This window comes from Pseudomonas sp. I8001, assembly GCF_013385345.1.
Lineage (GTDB): Bacteria > Pseudomonadota > Gammaproteobacteria > Pseudomonadales > Pseudomonadaceae > Aquipseudomonas.
Genome location: NZ_JACAQC010000001.1, coordinates 211,717 through 230,726, shown reverse-complemented (window position 1 = coordinate 230,726; position 19,010 = coordinate 211,717). Strand labels below are relative to the sequence as shown.

Annotated in this window: 12 protein-coding genes; 8 read left to right on the top strand and 4 right to left on the bottom strand. The window is 62.5% G+C overall.

Annotation, left to right across the window (positions count from 1 at the left end; translation table 11 throughout):
- Window positions 1-112: 112 nt before the first annotated feature.
- Window positions 113-6,745 carry an NEL-type E3 ubiquitin ligase domain-containing protein gene (locus HX839_RS01035; protein WP_256344658.1) on the bottom strand — a complete coding sequence of 2,211 codons (6,633 nt, stop codon included), beginning with the start codon at window positions 6,743-6,745 and terminating at the stop codon, window positions 113-115.
- A gap of 141 nt (window positions 6,746-6,886) precedes the next feature.
- Between HX839_RS01035 and HX839_RS01030 the strand changes: the two genes are divergently transcribed.
- Window positions 6,887-7,102: a DUF2970 domain-containing protein gene (locus HX839_RS01030; RefSeq protein ID WP_177040650.1), complete on the top strand. Its 216-nt coding sequence runs from the start codon at window positions 6,887-6,889 to the stop codon at window positions 7,100-7,102.
- A 6-nt stretch (window positions 7,103-7,108) separates the two neighbouring features.
- Here HX839_RS01030 and HX839_RS01025 read toward each other — a convergent pair whose 3' ends face one another.
- On the bottom strand, window positions 7,109-8,188 hold the full coding sequence (locus tag HX839_RS01025; RefSeq protein ID WP_102604658.1) for an ABC transporter substrate-binding protein: 1,080 nt from the start codon (window positions 8,186-8,188) through the stop codon (window positions 7,109-7,111).
- A gap of 449 nt (window positions 8,189-8,637) precedes the next feature.
- Here HX839_RS01025 and HX839_RS01020 point away from each other — a divergent pair, with 449 nt between their 5' ends.
- On the top strand, window positions 8,638-10,296 hold the full coding sequence (locus HX839_RS01020; RefSeq protein ID WP_003210800.1) for a nitrite/sulfite reductase: 1,659 nt from the start codon (window positions 8,638-8,640) through the stop codon (window positions 10,294-10,296).
- Window positions 10,280-10,774, top strand: coding sequence for a DUF934 domain-containing protein (locus HX839_RS01015; RefSeq protein WP_003210798.1), 495 nt, complete (start codon window positions 10,280-10,282; stop codon window positions 10,772-10,774). The genes HX839_RS01020 and HX839_RS01015 overlap by 17 nt, the downstream gene beginning before the upstream one ends.
- 44 nt (window positions 10,775-10,818) lie before the next feature.
- Here the strand turns inward: HX839_RS01015 and HX839_RS01010 are convergent, their stop codons facing one another.
- Both HX839_RS01010 and HX839_RS01005 read right to left on the bottom strand, forming a co-directional pair.
- Window positions 10,819-12,465 carry a SulP family inorganic anion transporter gene (locus HX839_RS01010; protein ID WP_177066620.1) on the bottom strand — a complete coding sequence of 549 codons (1,647 nt, stop codon included), beginning with the start codon at window positions 12,463-12,465 and terminating at the stop codon, window positions 10,819-10,821.
- 80 nt (window positions 12,466-12,545) lie between these two features.
- Window positions 12,546-13,823, bottom strand: coding sequence for a serine/threonine transporter (locus tag HX839_RS01005; protein WP_177066619.1), 1,278 nt, complete (start codon window positions 13,821-13,823; stop codon window positions 12,546-12,548).
- 252 nt (window positions 13,824-14,075) lie between these two features.
- Between HX839_RS01005 and HX839_RS01000 the strand changes: the two genes are divergently transcribed.
- The 5 genes from HX839_RS01000 (at window position 14,076) to HX839_RS00980 (ending at window position 18,891) form a co-directional block, all read left to right on the top strand.
- The gene (locus HX839_RS01000) at window positions 14,076-14,459 is read left to right on the top strand and encodes a tautomerase family protein (protein ID WP_003210790.1); all 384 of its coding nucleotides are present in this window, start codon (window positions 14,076-14,078) and stop codon (window positions 14,457-14,459) included.
- A gap of 52 nt (window positions 14,460-14,511) precedes the next feature.
- Window positions 14,512-15,108, top strand: coding sequence for a TetR/AcrR family transcriptional regulator (locus tag HX839_RS00995; protein ID WP_177066618.1), 597 nt, complete (start codon window positions 14,512-14,514; stop codon window positions 15,106-15,108).
- 216 nt (window positions 15,109-15,324) lie between these two features.
- Window positions 15,325-15,861: a cysteine hydrolase family protein gene (locus HX839_RS00990; protein ID WP_177021230.1), complete on the top strand. Its 537-nt coding sequence runs from the start codon at window positions 15,325-15,327 to the stop codon at window positions 15,859-15,861.
- Between the two features lie 132 nt (window positions 15,862-15,993).
- On the top strand, window positions 15,994-16,944 hold the full coding sequence (locus HX839_RS00985) for a 2-hydroxyacid dehydrogenase (protein ID WP_177066617.1): 951 nt from the start codon (window positions 15,994-15,996) through the stop codon (window positions 16,942-16,944).
- Between the two features lie 90 nt (window positions 16,945-17,034).
- Entirely contained in the window at window positions 17,035-18,891 is a 1,857-nt protein-coding gene (locus HX839_RS00980) for a pilus assembly protein TadG-related protein (RefSeq protein WP_177047336.1), read from the top strand.
- Window positions 18,892-19,010: the final 119 nt, after the last annotated feature.

Here is a 19,010-nt window from a genome sequence, read left to right as displayed (position 1 = left end):
GAGCGCCTTCGCAGGTAGATAAATGTTTTTGTGCACCTTGGCGCCGAACCTGGGTAACGACCACTGAGGCGCGGCAGGCCCGTTTCCGGACCTGCCGCCGGGGCACAGGCTGTTATAGCCTCAGTGTTGCTCTCTCCCGCTCGGACAGGCGAATCAGCAGGGCCTGGCGTTGCTCAATCCTTTGCTTGGCCAAGACCACGGCTTGCGCCTCGTACTGCGCACCAAACGCCGGATAGCGATCCTCCAGGGCTTCAGCCTCGCGGGCCTGGGTCTGGGCCAGCGTCGTAAAGTCAGCCGCGTATTGCTTCTGCACGTAGTCGACCCAGTACTGGCGCGTGACCAGATCGGCCGTGAACGCCTCGGTCGCCTCCCGGGCGATGATGCTGGCGTAGGCCTGGTCGATATCGGCCTGTTTCACTTGGGAAAGGTTGCGGTACAGCATGCCGGACGGCTGGCGCGGCAACTCCAGGCGTTGGGCCAGGCCGATGCGGTAGGCCAGGCGAATTTCCGCCGGGTCAACACTGGGCTTTAGGCTGACCACGCGGCTGGCGGTGGCTTCAGTCTGTTCCAGGCGGATCATGCTTCTGGCCAGCTTGAACAGCGCCGCGCCTTCTTTTCCGGGCTCCACGGTTTCCAGGGCCTTGAACTCATAGACACTGACTTCAAGGTCGCTGAACAGCAGGATCCAGCCGTCACCGCAGGTCGCGTTGATTCGCATGCCGCGAGCCTTGCCGAACAGTTGCTCGCGCAACGCCGGACGTTGCTCGGCGGCCTCCAGCACCTCCCATACCCGGCGCGTCAACTCAGGGCGGTCGGTGATGAAGTCCTGGGCGTTTTTCAGCTGGGAAATGATGTAGAAGAAATCCTCACTGTCGTCAGCGCTCTTGAGCGACTCCCAGACTGCGTGTTTGCTGGAGTCGGCCGCCACGCCAGCAAACCATTGGGCTTTCTGTGCTGCGGGCGTCAGCAGCTCCGGATGCAGCTCACCGCTCAGATCCGCTTCCTCGTGACTGGTACTGAGGAGGAAGCCATCGAGCTCGCGATCAATTTGCTCCCGGGTATAACCCAGGCCGAACCCCGTTTCCTCGAGGAACTCGCTCAGGCGCTCGAACACGCGTTCTTCCAGCCCGTTGTCCGTCAGGTTGGTGTTGCTCATCAGGAGGTTGTGGCGAGGCAACAGGGCATCGTCCGGGATGGTCTCGATCTGGTTATTGCTGAGGTCGAGGGTGCGCAGTCGCGGCAGTTCCAATGCCCCGGCCGGCCATTCCTCCAGGACGTTGTTGTGCAGATCCAGGTTTGTCAGCCCGCGCAGGCCGCTGACATCCAGGCTGGCCAGGGTGTTTTCGCCAAGGTCGAGCCATTCCAGCGCACTTAATGGGCCGAGCAGTGCCTGTAGCTCCACAGCGTCGCGCAAATCATTGTAGGTGGCTTCGAGATGAGTCAGCGCCGTGTATTGGTTGATCACCTCGGGCAGATGCGCCAGGCCATTCTTGTTGAGCACAAGCCGGCGCAGGTGGGGGAAACTGCCCAGGAACCCATTGGACCCCTGCTCCGTCAGCTTCACCTCGGTGAGGTCGAGCACGCTGACGTGGCTCATTGAAGCCGGCAACGTCGGCAGGTCGCCCAGATACAACCCGGACAGGTCCAGTACCTCGCGCCCGTCCACCGGCGGCACCTCGGGCCGGGCACGCAGGTTGTGGCGCCAGCTTTCAAGGAGCCGGCCGGCGGCACGACGACGGTCGAGGGCACTGACCCAGCCGCCCCCCTCGCGATAACCTTCGATGTCGATCCAACTGTTCAACATCCGGCTCAAGCGTTGATGCTCGGCGCGCAACTGCACCAGGCGTGTGTCGACGCCGGTGGCGCCCAGGCCGGCGGCCAGCCATTCATCAATGCGCGCCACCGCCTGGGCACTGCTCAAGGCAGGATCCAGTTGTTGCAGGCGCGCCGCCGGAGTGAGGCGTGCTTGCGCGTCGACGTTCTCGACGTGCAGGGGCAACAGCAACTGGCCGGGGTCGTCCGTGACCCTGACCGGGAAATACTCCGGATCGCCGCCGGTCCGGCCGATGCGCAGCTGTTCCTGGGGAATGCCCAGCGGCTTGTGCAGGTAGATTTCCGGCCCCACCAACGGCAGTAATTCCACATCAAGGCCCAATGGATTTTCCCGCAGGGTGCGTTGCGCAAAGGCCAGGATGTCGGCGCAGGCCCGGGCATTCAGTCGGCAACCCCGCAGGTTGCTCTTGAGCATCAGCGTGTCGTGGCCGGTGAGCGCCTGGGCGGGCACCCGGGTGATAGCGCTGTGGCTCAGGTCCAGGCTCTCCAGGACTGGCAAGTCCAGGACACCCTCGGGCCATTCGGTGATTCCAGTGCGGCTGAGGTTCAAGTGGCGCAAGGCGTTGAGGCCACGCAGATCCAGGCTCGCAACACGGTTGTATTGCAAGTCCAGGGTTTCAAGAGCCGTCAGGCGGCTCAAGCGTTGCTGGATGGACGGGATGATGCTCAGTTGGTTGTGGGAAAGATCCAAGTGGCGCAGGGCGGTGAAGTTGTCCAGGGCCGAAGGCAGCTGTGCCAGGTTGCTGGCACTGAGGTTCAAGTCTTCAATGGCGTTGAATGCGCCGAGAAAGTCATTCAGCGCCTCAATGGAAACCCGGGTGCCGCTCAGGTTGACCTGTTTGACATGGGCGAACGCGGCCGCCGGCAACCCGGGCAAGTCGCCCAGTACGCCCCCCGACAGGTTCAGTGTGGCGGTCGGCAGGTTGGAGCGCGCCGACATGCCCGACGGCGCAAACCGCGGCCCCAGGCCTTCACGCCAACTGTCCAGGAGCCGCTCGGCGGCGCGCTGGCGGTAAAAGACATCCACCTGCCGGCGGTCAACCCGCAACTCCCTGGTCGCCCACTCCTCCAGGTCCCGGCTCAGGGCGAGCTGTTCGTCGAGTACCTGGTGAGTGCGGGCCAGTATCTGTTCAGTGGTCAGACCCTGCTGCCGGAACTGAGAGACAACGTCTATGCCAAACCCCCAGTGCACATTTTTCAAGCGGTCCATCACGCCTTCACAGTAACCCTGCACCAGGGCTTGCTCATTGAGCAGGTGAGCCGGATTGCCCCGCACATGTTCATACACCGCCATGAATTCCCGGCGGTCAAACGCGGCCCACCGCAGGTTCAGGCCGCGCCACAATCGTTCATGCCCGATGAGCATCGACGGGGGCACCGAACGGATGTTTGTTCGCCACAGGTCGAGCCTCTCAAGGTGCTCAAGTGACGTCACCCCCTGTGGCCACTCCTGCACCGAGCCCTCCATGCGCAACGAGCGCAGGTGCGTGAGGGGGCTGACGTCCAGGTTTTGCGAAAGCCCCGCGACGGACAGGTTGTGCAAGCGCTCCATTGCCCCCAGGCGTTGAATGAAGGGGACCGAATAGGCCACGTCCCGACCATTCAACGTCAGTTGGTTGAGATCGACGAAGCGGTTCAGCCCGCCGACCAGTCCGGTGCCCGGCGTTGCGTCAAGAAACACCTCAAGGTGTCGCACCCGGGAAAACTGATCGGCCAGACGCACGCCCTGATCACCCAACAAAAGCTCGGCATGTGCGCTCAGCGCCTGCACATGGGAAAAGTCTGCACTCAGGCGCGGAAGGTCCGTCACGCTGCCCAACGACAGAATGCTCTGGGGCGGCCGCTCGCGGTAAATGCCCTGGCGCCAGCATCCTATGATGTCGGCCGCTACCCGTTGTTGCTGGCTGGCCCCGCCCGCCTGCCCGGCAGCAGCGGCGGTCCACTGATCAAGCTCTGCCTGCAACAGGTCAAACTCACGCTGGCGGTTTCCCAACAGGGTGAAGATCTGTTGGGCGCTTTCACCGGCCTGCAATCGGCTCAGGACAAAATCGCTGGCCTGCCCGGCGTTGAGGTTCGGATAGAGCGCCTGCACCCTCGCCGTCAGCGATGCATCCACGTCAAAGCCTTTGCCCCGACCGCTCAACGGGTAACCCAGGACGCCCCCCGCCCCTGTCAACACGGGCCGCGAACGCGGTGCGCGCAGGCCGAGCACATTGGACATTTGGCTACGGCGGCGGGTGGCATAACTGGCCACCGCCTGTTGCAGTTCCCGGTCCAGGGTCGCCACGGGCATGTCCAGGCCAGGTCGGGCCGCAGCGGGGATCGCATGCACGACGGACTGGAAGAAATTACGCCGCCCGGTGGTCCGGCTGTTCAGCGCGACACCGCGCTCGTCGTAGGCCTGGAAGGCTTCGCCCTGCTTGACCAGGTATCTGCGCAGCGGCGCATCTTGCGGCCCAATGCTGTTCAGTAACGGTCCTTCGACAGCCTGAAAGCGCACTTCCAGGCGCAGATTGGTGGGCCAGCCCGGCAAGTGTTGCAGGCAATGCAGGGCCAGGCGGTCAGTGTCGGCACCGGCGTCGGCCTGACGATGCAGCCCCGCCAGGGCACGGCTCAGGCGGCCTTGTTGGACTGCGCGGCGAGCGGCATTGTCCAGGCGCGCCGAGGCTCCACGCTGACTGCGCAGTTGCAAGCGCTCCTGTTCGCTGGCGGTATCAAGAATTTCCTGGATGGCTCGCCTCGACAATCCAGGGAAGCGCCGTTGCAGCACCGCCTCTTCGCCAGCCAGCGGCGCCGTTTCCGCCACTGGCTGGCTGCGGAACTGCTCCAGGGTATCGGCCAGCACGGCGGGCAGCGGCCTGCCTTCGATATACGCCTTGCGCAACACGTCATCCTGGACCCCACTGATATCCCCAATAATGCCCAGTGTCGTATCAGAGAATTCTTCAGTGGCAGGCCCCAGTCGTCGCAACAGGGTCAGGCGGTCCCATTTGAAGGGCTGCTCATGCACATGCCGCCAGGCACCGGCGTTGTTGTGTTCAAGGATCGGTTGGTAAGCCTCGGGATTTTCCGGGTGTTTGATCCGCCACTTGCGGATTCGGCTGTCGAAGACCTTTTCATGCAGGTTTTCGCCGATACGCACATAAATCTTGCCGCCTGTCTCGTACTGGCCCCGGGCATTAGGCTTGACAGCCGGGGCCAGCACCACCTCGCTGCGGTACGGCGCCAGGTCCGGTTTCCACAGCCGAGCCTCACCACTGGGCAGTTTGACCGGTACCAGGCCATCCACCCAGCGGGACACCTGGATTTTCGGCGCGCGACCGGCCAGGGCCGTCGAACCGCCGAGGGCGGCCATGAAGGCCACGTTCAGCGCCACCGACTCCAGATGTCCCCAGGCGGCATCGATGTCGCCTTCCTTCCACGCCTCGATGCCATGGTAGACCTCCAGGCCCAGTTGCACAGCCGTGACCGCCAGCATCACCTCCCCCAGGCCGGGCACGACAAAGGCCGCCACGTTCAGCACATTCAAGCCAATACTCAGCCAATGTTCGTGGCGTTCCTGGGCAGCCTTGCGATCCGCCTCGGCGGTGGGTACGGCGAGCGTTCTGGCGTTATCTTTCAGGCGTTGCAGGTGGTTGTCATAGAGTGCTCCGAACAGCTCGCCACTGATCAGGCTTTCGCGGCGCGCCAGGTTGATGTTCGGGTCGTAGATCTGCTCCATGTAGCCTCGGGAATTCCACTCGAAGGTAAAGAGCTTGGTCTTCAGTCGTTGCAGGAAAGCCGGGGCTTCGTCTTGCGGCACCAGGCTGGCAAACAGCCGCTGATACTCCGGGGAGCGCAGGTTGATCGCCAGTTCCGCCTCGAACGCCTTTATCGACGGGTATTCCTTGAGCGGGCACAACGGCGCACCGGGGATCCACGCCACCAGCCGCTGGTCGGCCGCGGCCGGCACCAGCAACTCCCCTAGCGAGGCGCCGGGCACCAGCACAGTGCCCCAGCCCAACGGCTGCCGGGCATCTGCCATCGCGCCGACGCCCGGCCCGATCAGTACGACTTCACCCACCTTGCAGCCGAGAATCGCCAATTGGCTGCAGGCAACGGGCTTGCCATCCAACTGCGGCCGTTCGGTACCGGCCAGCAAGGCGTTGAGCATGGCATAGGCACTGTCGCTGACTTCGTTCTTCATCCGCGCCGTGTGCAGCCTGACGGCCAGCAGTTTCTTGTGCGCGTCGATCATCTGCTCGCGCACCAAGGCCTTGGTGCCCGCCTCCTCGAACACTTGTTGCAAATGCGCCTGGTATTGCCGGCCCAGGTCCAGCGTGCGGCAGAGCGCAGCAAACTGGTCCGGGGTGACGGCGAGCTTTTCGCGGTAGCGATAGCGGGCCCGGCGTGAATGGTCGTTCAGAATTTCGCCGTAGTACTCGGTGAACAACGCCCCTTCGGGGGCCAGCGCGCTGGTTTGCTCAAGGGCGATATCGGCAAAGTCTTCATTGCCTTCAAAGTTGAGCAATGCCGCCTGCAACAGCGAATGCTGTTGCGGCACCTGACGGTAACGCAGGTAGTGCAACTGGTGCTTGTGGACGTCCGGTACCTCACCGAACCGTTTGCGCCAGGCGTCTTCCAGCAGCGGCTGGGCGAACTCGGTGATGCCCTTGAGGCCGTCGAGAGTCTTGGCCAGCCGCTCGTGGGCGCGGCGACTGGCCAACTGGCTGTCGGCGAATGCCTGGCGCAACCCCTGGGGCGCGTTACTGAGCCAGGCAGGTGGTGCATCCTCGGGGACGCGCCCGGGCAGCAGGCCCGGCTTCAAGCGTCGGATGTCCGCAGCCGCGCTGCGGGCAATCCAGCCGGGCAAGCTGTTCTTGATCAATGCGGTGTGTAGCCCCTGCTCTGTCGGGGCGGGTAAGGTTGGCATGCGCTCGTTCCTGATGACTCTGTTAAGGAGTCCCAGTACAGCGAACGGGCCAACCGCCAGGGCGGTAGATAGCTACAGCCGGTGTTTTGCGGGAACTTGGCTATCCTCATCCATGGGTTTGATCCCTACCGCGAGGCCTTTATGGACGATTCCAACAACAAGCCACCGACTTTCTGGCAGATGCTTCACAGCGTGATGGCAGCCGCCTTCGGGGTGCAGAGCGGGAAGAATCGCGCCCGCGACTTTACCCATGGCAAGCCCAGCCACTTTGTCATCCTGGGTATTGTGTTTACCGCCGTGTTTGCCTTGACCCTGTTTGCCATCGTCAAGCTGGTGCTGCACCTGGCCGGTGTTTGAAGCCGGTCAATGCATCAGCAGTTGCAGGCTGAACGGGTAGCGATAGGTGGCTGGCTTGCCCTGGGCTGACAGTGCTCGAAAGTCGACGCCGTAGTCCTCGCGCCCCTGCATCTCTAAAAGGCGCGAGGCTTGTGGCGGATCAATCAATCGAAAGAGCCCAAGCTTGCGCTCACGCCCACCGTACTGCGCCATACCCAGGCCGCGGGCATCGTCATGCAGCACCACCATCGCCCAGCCGCCAAGGGTGAAATGCCCGGCCACCAGCACACTCAGGCGCCCCTCAAGGCGCGCCTGCAACGCTTCGGGCGAACTGTTGACCGCGCTGAACAACACGTCCGTGCCCGGCGTGCGCCCGCTGCCTTTGAGTGCATCCATTGCCCCCAGCGCCATTTCATCGTTGGCCGCCCACACCAGCGCGGTCTGCGGGTAGCGTTTGAATAACTGCGTGGCCTGGTCGAAAGCGCGCTGGCGACTCCACTCGCCATACACCAACTGGCGCAGGCGCACCTGCGGATGATCCGCCAGGGCGCGCTGCAAGCCTTGCTCGCGCAGTTGCGCGGCGGGAGTGGTCTTGGCCCCGGAGAACGCGATCAGGTCGAGGGTCTGGCCGGGGGCGACAGGCCCATGCAGGCGCAACAACTGGGTGAGCATCAAGTAGCCCGCCTGTTCGTCGTCGGCGACCATGCTGCCGATCCAGTCAGGGTATTTGCCGGCGTCCAGCAGTTGAGTCTGGTCCGCCGTCAGCGCGTTGTTGACGATCAGCAGCTTGACCCCGCTGCCCTGGGCCAGGCGCAAGATCTGTGGGGCGATGTACTGCTCGTTGACCAGCACCAGGTAGTCCGGGCGCTCGGCGCCTTGCAGGGCTTCACGGGCCTGCACCAGCGTGGTCTCGGGGTTGCGCTCGGAATAGCGCACACGCAAATCCAGGCCGAGGTCCCTGGCGGCGGCCTGCATGAATTGCGCGTAGCTGACCCAGAAGGTCTCGGTCGAATTGCCAGGGTTGAGAAACACCACCGACGTCGCCTGGGCGATGGCCCAGAACGGCATGCTCAGCACCAGCAAGCACTTGCAGAGAACCTTCAACATCGTTGCCTGAGCCCTTCGGAATGACGGCCCATGATAATGGCATCAGGCCGGTCAATCTCGGCTAATTGCCGATTGTCGACAACAAGGCTCGATAACGCCCTTTTATTGATGGCTGACCCAGAACACGGCAGTGGAAACCACCAGGATAATCAAAAACAGAATGGCCCACGCATCGACACTGCTGTCACTTTTGCGGGCTTTGGTCGGATTGCTCATAGCATCGCCTCTTGTCGGTTTTATAGGTGATTGCACAAAGACACGAGCACAGTAAAGTTCATGATTGCCCGCATGACAAATGTGGGTATCGCGATAACCGTTCTCATTAGGCCATTTGGTTATTTGCATATACTCAAACATCACTTTTGCGCATAAACGCAAACTGGTATCGTGCGCCGGCTCCGTTGGGAGTGCGCGGCCGTGCGCGCAGATTTGCCGAGAACAGGACCTATATGTACGTATACGACGAATACGATCAGCGCATCATCGAGGACCGCGTCAAGCAGTTCCGTGATCAGACCCGACGCTATCTGGCAGGTGAACTGAGCGAAGAAGAGTTCCGCCCTCTGCGCCTGCAAAATGGCCTTTATGTTCAGCGCTTTGCGCCGATGCTGCGGGTTGCCGTGCCTTATGGCCAACTGACTTCCCGTCAGACGCGCATGATGGCCAAGATTGCCCGCGACTTCGACAAGGGCTATGCCCACATCAGTACTCGCCAGAACGTTCAGTTCAACTGGCCGGCCCTGGAAGACGTGCCGGACATCCTGGCTGAATTGGCCACCGTGCAGATGCACGCCATTCAGACCAGCGGTAACTGCCTGCGCAACGTGACCACCGACCAGTTCGCCGGCGTTGCCGCTGACGAGCTGATCGACCCCCGCCCATGGTGTGAAATCGTCCGTCAATGGACCACCTTCCACCCGGAATTCGCCTACCTGCCGCGCAAGTTCAAGATCGCCATCAATGGCTCGACCTCGGACCGCGCCGCCATCGAAGTGCACGATATCGGCCTGGAGCCGGTGCATAACGCGGCGGGCGAGTTGGGCTTCCGTGTGCTCGTCGGCGGTGGCCTCGGTCGTACGCCGGTAGTGGGTGCCTTCATCAACGAATTCCTGCCGTGGCAGGACCTGTTGAGCTACCTCGACGCGATCCTGCGGGTCTACAACCGCTACGGCCGTCGTGACAACAAGTACAAGGCCCGGATCAAGATCCTGGTAAAAGCGCTGACCCCCGAGGTGTTCGCCCAGAAAGTCGACGCCGAGATGGAACACCTGCGCGGCGGCCAGACCACCCTGACCGACGCCGAAGTGCACCGCGTTGCCAAGCATTTCGTCGACCCGGACTACAAGGCCCTGAGCAATCAGGACGCCGCGTTGGCCGAGCTCGATGCGCAGCACCCGGGTTTCGCCCGCTGGCGCACCCGCAACACCCTGGCCCACAAGAAGCCGGGCTATGTCGCCGTGACCCTGTCGCTGAAACCTACCGGTGTTGCACCGGGTGACATCACCGACAAGCAACTGGACGGCGTCGCCGACCTGGCCGAGCGCTACAGCTTCGGCCAACTGCGCACCTCCCACGAGCAGAACATCATCCTCGCCGATGTTGAACAGTCTCAACTGTTCACCCTGTGGGGCGAGCTGCGCGAGCAGGGTTTTGCCACGCCGAACATCGGCTTGCTGACCGACATCATCTGCTGCCCGGGCGGCGACTTCTGCTCCCTGGCCAACGCCAAGTCGATCCCGATTGCCGAATCGATCCAGCGCCGTTTCGACGACCTGGACTACCTGTTCGACATCGGCGAGCTGGACCTGAACATCTCCGGTTGCATGAACGCCTGTGGTCACCACCACGTCGGCCACATCGGCATCCTGGGCGTGGACAAGAAAGGCGAAGAATTCTACCAAGTGTCCCTGGGTGGCAGCGCCAGCCGCGATGCGAGCCTGGGCAAGATCCTCGGCCCGTCCTTCGCCCAGGAAGCCATGCCTGACGTGATCGGCAAGCTGATCGACGTGTACGTCGAACAGCGCACCGAAGATGAGCGTTTCATCGACACTTACCAGCGCATCGGCATTGACCTGTTCAAGGAGCGCGTCTATGCAGCGAATCATTAAGAACAACGAAGTCCTCGACGAAACCTGGCACCTGCTGCCCAAGGATGCGAGCTTCGATGGCATCTCCAACTGCGACGACCTGATCGTGCCACTGGCCCTGTGGCGCGAGCACGCTCACGCCCTCAAGGCCCGCGACGGCGGCCTGGGTGTATGGCTGGACGCCGATGAAGAAGCCGAAGAGATCGGTGATGACGTGGAGCACTTCCAGGTCATCGCCCTGAACTTCCCGGCCTTCACCGACGGTCGCAACTACTCCAACGCCCGCCTGCTGCGTGACCGTTATGGTTACAAGGGCGAGCTGCGGGCGATTGGCGATGTGCTGCGCGACCAGTTGTTCTACCTGCGCCGCTGCGGGTTCGATGCCTTCGCCTTGCGCGCGGACAAAGACCCGTACGAAGCGCTGGAAAGCCTCAAGGATTTCTCGGTGACGTACCAGGCCGCGACGGATGAACCGTTGCCGTTGTTCCGCCGCCGGTAAGCTCGCGTCAATAAAAAGCCCCGACCAGTCGGGGCTTTTTGCATTCAGGCGGTGGGTTGCAACGCGAGTTGCACTGCACCATCGACACTCAACCCGCTGATCAGCACCTGGGGCGCACACGCCTCAGGCAGCGTCTGCAACACCTCCTGCGCCTCATGCCGTACGCGGGCCAGCACCAGGCATTTGCCCTCCCCTCGCACCTGTACGAAAAATGCCTGCAATGCCTCGATGCTGGTGCCGTCCAGGTCGGGGGATTCTTCCAGGCTGAGCACTACCGTGTGCACCGGTAACGTAGCGTGCCGCATCAGGCTCAACACCGCCCCCAACACTCGCTCGGCATTCGCGAAGAACAGCGCTTCACTGGGCCGCACGATCAGCACACCGGGGATCCGTTCGGCGCTCGGGTGATGCAGCAAGTCGACAAAATCATGTCCGCCGTCAATGCGCCCCAGCTCACGCACGTCCGCCGACGACATCTGCCGCAGCATCAACACCACGCTGATTCCGACGGCCACCAACAACCCATCCAGCACCCCCAGCACCAACACCGCTGCCACCGCGCAGATCACCAGCAACCGATCGCGGCGCCAGGAGAAATAGCGGCCCAAGGGCTGCAGGCTCAGGCCACGACCCAAGGCATAGATGACGATGGCGGCGAGTACCGGCTCCGGCGTCAGCGCCACCAGAGGCAGCACCGTCAGCACGATCGCCAACACCACCAGCGCCGCCACGACTCCCGCCAGCCGCGAGTTGGCTCCCGCCGACTCATTGGCCGATGTCGCCGAATACCCGGCGCCGGTGGGCATGCCCTGGAACAGCCCGGACAGCAGGTTGGCTGCCCCCAGCGCCAGCAGGTCACGGTTGGATGACACGCGATCACCATGCTTGAGGGCGAAGGAGCTGATGGAGCCGTAGGACTCGGCGTAAAGAATCATCACCATGGCAAACGCCAACTCTCCCAGGCGCAGCCAGTCGGCGAACGGCAACACCGGCAAATGCGCCAGTTCCAGACGCAGGTCGATGACGCCGATCAACGCCACGCCATGGGCCTGCAGATCCAGCCACTGGCCGGCGGCAATCCCGAGGATCACCACCAGCAACCCGCCCGGCAGGCGCCGAACTCGCGCGCATAGCCAGAGCAGCAGCAACGCGACGCCCGCGACGGCAGCGGCGGCCCAGTTCCAGCGCGGCAGTTGCTCCAGGAGCTGGGGCAGGAAGCGAATCAGGTTGTTGTCGGTCAGGTGCACGCCCACCACGCTGGCCAACTGCTTGAGGATGATCGTCAGCGCCAGGCCAAAGGCAAAGCCACGCAACACCGGCTTGGCGATAAACGAGGTCAGCCCGCCCAGCTTGAGCATCCCGGCCAACAGGAAAAACGCCCCCGTCACCAGTACCAGGCCCATTGCCAGGCTCAGCCTGAGTGCCGGGTCGTCTCCCGCCAGCGTTGCCGTGGCCGCCGCCAGCACCGCTGCCGAGGACGATGTGGCAGAGACAATCGCGAAGCGGCTGGTGCCAAACAGGCCGTAGCACAACAATCCGGCAAACAAGGCGATCACGCCCGCCTGGGGCGGCAACGCGGCGATGCTGGAATAGGCCACGGCCTCGGGCAGCAACAGGCCGGCGATGGACAGGCCGGCCAGCAAGTCTTGTGCACGGTTCGGCGTGGTGTCGCTCTCAGGCTTGGTGTTCAATCCCTAATTCCCTGGCAAAAAAAACGGCCAATCCGCTGTCTGCGAATTGGCCGTGATCATTGCACTGAAACCGGGTGCTGTCAGGACACCAGCGAATAAATCAGCGCGGTAATCGCCACCAGGCCCACCGCCGTGACGAACACGTTGGACGCCTGGCCACGGTACTTGGCCATCGCCGGTACCTTGCGGATCGCGTACATCGGCATCAGGAACAGGATCGACGCAATGATCGGCCCGCCCAGGGTCTCGATCATGCCGAGGATGCTAGGGTTGAGGGTCGCGACGATCCAGCACACCACCAGCATGAAGGCAGCCGTCATGCGGTCCAGAGCCTTGGCAGCCGGGCGACGGCCGCTTTTGAGCACCAGGCCCTTGAGGCCTTCACTGGCGCCGATGTAATGGCCCAGGAACGACTTGGCAATCGCCACAAACGCGATCAGCGGCGCGGCGAACTCGATGGTCGGGTTGCTGAAGTGGTTCGCCAGGTAGGACAGGATCGACAGGTTCTGCGCCTTGGCTTCGGCCAGTTGCGCCGGCGACAGGGTCAGTACGCAACTGAACACGAAGAACAGCACCATCACTACCATCAGGATGTGTGCCCGGGACAGGATCTGCGAGCTGCGTTCCTCGGCGTGTTCGCCGTACTGGCGCTTCTGGTCCACCGCAAAGGCCGAGATGATCGGCGAATGGTTGAACGAGAACACCATCACCGGAATCGCCAGCCACAGGGTATGCAGCAGCGCCGACGGGGCCGGCACGGTGCTGGCGGTGCTGAGGATGCCGCCGTTCCAGTGCGGCACCAGGTACACGGCGAGGAACAGCAAGGCGACGATAAACGGATACACCATCAGGCTCATGGCCTTGACGATCACCTGCTCGCCACACCGCACCACGGCCAGCAGGCCGAGGATCAGCACCAGCGACAGGATCGCCCGCGGAGGCGGCGCGATGTGCAGTTGATGCTCCATGAAGCTGCCCACGGTGTTGGTCAGCGCCACGCTGTAGATCAGCAGGATCGGGAAGATCGCGAAGAAGTACAGCAAGGTGATCGCGGCGCCGGCCTTGAGGCCGAAATGTTCTTCGACCACGTCGGTGATGTCCGAGCCTTCACGGCCCGAGAGCACAAAGCGGGTCAGGCCACGGTGCGCGAAAAACGTCATCGGGAATGCCAGCAGCGCGAGGATCACCAACGGCCAGAAGCCGCCAAGGCCCGCGTTGATCGGCAGGAACAAGGTGCCGGCGCCGATGGCCGTACCGAACAGGCCGAGCATCCAGGTGGTGTCCTGGCGGCTCCAGCTTGTGAGGGTTGCAGGTGTCGTTGCGTAGCGTTCGTCGACGCTATTGGCCTGATCATTCATCCGTTCGGATCTCCGCATTCACTCAGTCGAGACGAGTCAGAAAAACCTGACAGGCAGCGCCACGACCGAAACAGGGGCGCGATTGTCCGGGATTCGCTTGAAGAAGCAAAGACTTAGCTGAGGAATGGTTGTGCAGTGCAGAGGATTGAAGACGTTTCCGGCAGGGTCAATTTTACATTTCATAAGAAATCTATTTTATAAATTCATCACGTCATGTATTTTTAAGGCACGCCTCTCACTGGACTACCTGCCATGCCAATCGTGCGCATCGACCTTCGGAAAAACCCCGACGTCACCTACGCCAAGCGCGTCGGCGTATTGATCTACAACGCCATGCACACGGCCATCGGCGTGCCTGAACACGACAACTTCCAGATCCTCACCGAGCACGATGAACACCACTTCATCTATGACCCGGAGTACCTGGGCATCCAGCGCACCGACAACCTGGTGATCATCCAGATCACCCTGAATGAAGGCCGCAGCACCGAGCAGAAAAAGCTGTTGTACAAGACCATCGCCGAGAGCTTGAACCGTGAACTGGCGGTGCGCCTGGAAGATGTGTTTATCAGCCTGGTGGAGGTCAAGAAGGAAAACTGGTCGTTCGGCAACGGGATCGCGCAGTACGCCAGCTAAACGTTTTATGATGCCACCCATCCCTGCCACCACCTGATCCAGAGAGCCCTCGATGCCACGCGTGTCCCGCAAACAAGCCGAACTCAACCGCGAAATCATCGTCGAGGCCGCCACGCGGCTGTTTCGTGAACGGGGCATCCATGGCATCAGCGTGTCGGACGTGATGGCCGCCGCCGGGCTGACCCATGGCGGTTTCTACGGGCACTTCGAGTCCCGCGAGGCGCTGGCCACGGAAGCCTGCAACCGGGCATTCGAGCAATCGAGCGAGCGCTGGCAGGCCAGGGTCGAGCAAAGCCCTGATCCCGAGGCTGCGCGCCTGGCGTTGATTGATCCGTATCTGTCGGCCGCCAATCGTGACAACCCCGGGGACAGTTGCCCGGTTGCGGCTTTTGCCGGGGAGATGTGCCATGAAGCCGCCGACAGTGCATTGCAAAGCAGCTTTATCCGGGGCTTTGAAGCGTCCATGGGCATCCTGGCCGCTACCCAGGCCACCGGAACCCCCGAAGGTGACCGGCAGGCCGCCATTGCCCAGTACGCAATGATGGTCGGCGCCCTCACCCTGGCACGTGCGACCAAAGGCAACGGCCTGTCTGATGAATTCCTCGCTGCCGCCAGGAATCTCCTGATCCCGGAAAAAAACCTCGGCTGACGCGTTGACAGCCAAACGCCAGCGCCAGCATGATCGGCCCATGAACCTTATTCAGCTGGCCCTCACCCGCACCACCACCACGACCGCTTCCGGCGGGTCGTGTGGTAGCGGTGAGTGGCGCGCAAACTAAGCCACCCGGATTTACCCAAGGCCCCGCCAGCAATGGACGGGGCCTTTTTATTGCTCCGCCATCTGGCAAACACAAGGAGCAGTACCATGCCTGACAACAAGCGCCCCGCCCTGCTGATCATCGACATGCAGACCGGTCTGTACGATGGTCCGGAAAAACCCTACGAACGCCAGCGCGTACTCGACAACATCAACCAGCTGATTCAGCGCGCCCGACACGCTGGCGTGCCGGTTTTCGCTGCACGTCACACCGGCCCTGCGGGTTCGCCCATCGAGGTGGGCAGCCCGTTTTGGCAACTATGGCCAGCACTGGAGGTTGATGAAGCTCGCGACACGGTTTTCAATAAAACCCGGCCCAGCTGTTTTCTCGGCACCGAGCTGTCGCAGCAACTGGCGGCGGCACAGGTGAATGAACTGGTGATCGTCGGGATGAAAACCCAGTACTGCATCGACACGACGTGCCGAGTGGCCGTAGAGCTGGGGTTCTCGGTGCTGCTGCCGGAGGATGGCCATACGTGCATGGACACTCCGGCGTTATCGGCCGCGGCGATTATCGAACATCACAATGCCACCCTGGCCGGGGCGTTTGTGCAGCGGGTGAAGGCGGCCGATGTCGGCTTTTGACGTCTCTACCTGGAGCGCCCGCCGGAGTACCAATGCCCGGCGGGCGTCGGATTTTTCTTCGCCAGACACGGGATTCGTGCCGACAAAATGTCGCATACTGAAGCCATCAAACCCTTCAGGAAGAGCCCTCGCATGCCCGTCACCGTTCTGGTCCTGGTTGAAACCATCAACGACTACCTGCCGATCATCGAAGGCAATGGCTTTCACGTGATTCTTGCGCCCACCCCGGCCGAACGCGCCAAGGCCATCAAGACCCACGGCGGGCAGGTCCAGGCGGTGCTGACCCGTGGCCCGCTGGGCCTGTACGCCGAGGAAATCGCCGCGCTGCCGCTGCTTGAGATCATCTGCGTGATCGGCGCCGGGTATGAACACGTGGACCTGCAAGCCGCCAGCAACCGTGGAATCGTGGTCACCAATGGCGCCGGGGTGAATGCGCCGTCGGTGGCCGACCACGCCATGGCGTTGTTGCTGTGCCTGGTGCGGGACATTCCCCGGGCGGACGCAGCAGTACGGCGCAGCGAATGGCCCAAGATAATGCGCCCTTCCCTGGCCGGCAAACAGCTGGGCATTCTCGGCCTGGGTGCCGTGGGCCTGGAAATCGCCAAGCGGGCTGCCCTGGGTTTTGGCATGGAGGTGAGTTATCACAACCGCCAGCCCCGCGAAGATGTGGACTACACCTACTGCGCCACCGCCGTGGAACTGGCGCGGGCCTCGGACTTCCTGGTCCTGGCCACCCCGGGCGGCGCCAGCACGCGACATTTGATCGACCGCCAGGCCCTCGACGCGCTGGGCCCCAACGGCTTCCTGGTGAACATCGGGCGCGGCAGCGTGGTGGTCACCGCCGACCTGATTACCGCCCTGGAGCAACGGCGCATCGGCGGCGCGGCACTGGACGTGTTCGACGATGAACCCAACGTGCCCGACGCGCTCAAGCGCCTCAGCAATACCGTGCTCACGCCCCACGTCGCCGGCCTGTCACCGGAAGCCGCCCATGACACCGTGCAGCGCGTGGCGGACAACCTGCTGGAATACTTTGCCGGCCGCCCTGTGCTGACGCCGGTAGCACTGCCTCCGCGAAAATAATGGCCAATAGCCATAAATTCTCCAAAACCTGACTACACTGCCTGAGGGGATACTCAGGATGCCGGTACTGGACCGGCGAAGGAACGCAGGATGGTTTGCCAAGGACCCGGCTCGGCCCGCCAACGCGGCGCAATAGGACTGATGGGTGCGATGACCCTGGGTATCGCACTGTTGTTCCTGTTGCTGGTGGTCGACAGCGGCCGGCTGTACCTGGAAAAGCGCAAGCTGCAACGGGTTGCCGACACCGCGGCCCTGGAAGTGGTCACCCGCGGCGGCGCCTGCGTGACGCCGAATACCAACGCCGCGCAGTTCGCGATCCAAAGCGCAGCCCGCAATGATTTCCCGCTCAACGCAGACCGTACCCTGGCGACCACCTGTGGCACCCTGGTCACCGGGGCTGACTTCATGCGCGCCTTCAGCCCCAATCCCTCAAGGTCCGATGCGATCCAGGTCATCGCCACCCACCGCGTCGTCACCAGTATCGCCAACCGCCTGTTCATGCTGCTCTCCACCGGCCCTTTCGAGCCGACCATCCGGTTGCAGGCAGTGGCCGTGGCCGCCGTGCCCGCGCCACCGGTGGCCGTACTGACCATCCGCAGCACCTTGCTGACCGTGGACAGCACCAAGTCCGCCGCACTCAATGCATTGATCGGCGGACTGCTGGGGGGCAAATTGCAACTCGACGCGGTGGGCTGGAAGGGCCTGATCAATACCGATATCAACCTGCTCAGTTACCTGGACGCGCTGGCGATTCAATTGAAGGTCAGCGCCGGCAACTACGACGAGTTGCTCAAGACCGACGCCAGCGTCGGCGATCTGATCCAGGCCGCGATAGATGTACTCAAGCTGGGGGGCGATGCGGTCAAGGTGGTGATCAATAACCTGGAAGCGATCAAGCTGATTGCACCCGGCACCAAGATCCTGCACCTGGGCGACCTGCTGACCATCCAGAACGGCACCGACAAGAGCGCCCTGGACGTTAACCTGCAACTGTTCAACCTGATCCAGGGGTTTGTGCAACTGTCGAACAAGTACAACGCGGTCGCGGTGGAGCTACCGGTGGATGTGCTGGGACTGCTGAATATCACGGTCAAGACCAAGGTCATTGAACCGGCACAGGTTTCCGCCATAGGTAACCCCAAGCTGATCGCCACCCAGCCGATCTACGTCAGGACCGCGCAAGTCAGGACGTTGATCTCGGTGAAACTGCCGGCAATCGGCGCGGTGAACGATTTACTGGGCGGGGTAACGGCGCTGGTGGGCATCTTGTTAGGCAGCTCCTTTGACCCCAAAATCGGCCAGCAAATCGATGTAGCACTGGAAGCCGCCAGCGGCAGCAGCACGGTCACCGGATATCGCTGCAACGGGCCTGCGGACAAAGCCTTGTCGGTGCTCGGTACCACCTCGGCGGTTAGGCTGATGGTGGGCCAGATCGACCCAAAAAACCTGTTTTCCTCCACAGCACCACTGAACGTTGACGAATTCCCATTACTCGACCTTGGGGTGAAGACCTGTAGCAACGGTGTCTGCGATCCCCGGCAACCGTATGGCGTGGGTGGCATCAGCCTGAAGATCGACAGCAGCGTGGCCAAGACCGTCCGGAACCACACTTACCTGTCGCCGCCCGAGGTGAAAAGCCCCCCGGATTACTTCAGTTTCAGTTCCAACAACGTGGTGGGCAGCTTGAGCAACACCCTCAATGGCATCCAGTTGATCAACCATCCACCGACACAGGGCGGACTGATTGGGCTGGTGCTGAACCTGGTGGTCGGCCTGGTCACCGGCGTACTGAATCTGCTCAGCGGCATCATCTCCGGACTGCTCAGCCCGCTCCTCGACCCGCTGGTCAATAACCTGCTCGCCGGCCTGGGCATCGACCTGGCGAAAGTCGAAATCGGTGCCAACCTGTCCTGCAACCCCGGCGGGCGCGCAGTTCTGGTGATCTGAGCACATCAAGCCCGCTGATCATCGGCCAACACGCTAACCTATTAAGCCGCCCCAACCTTGTGGCTTGGCGGCCGCGCGCATTAGATTAGCCAATAGTCCAAGGCCTTAAGAATAAGCAG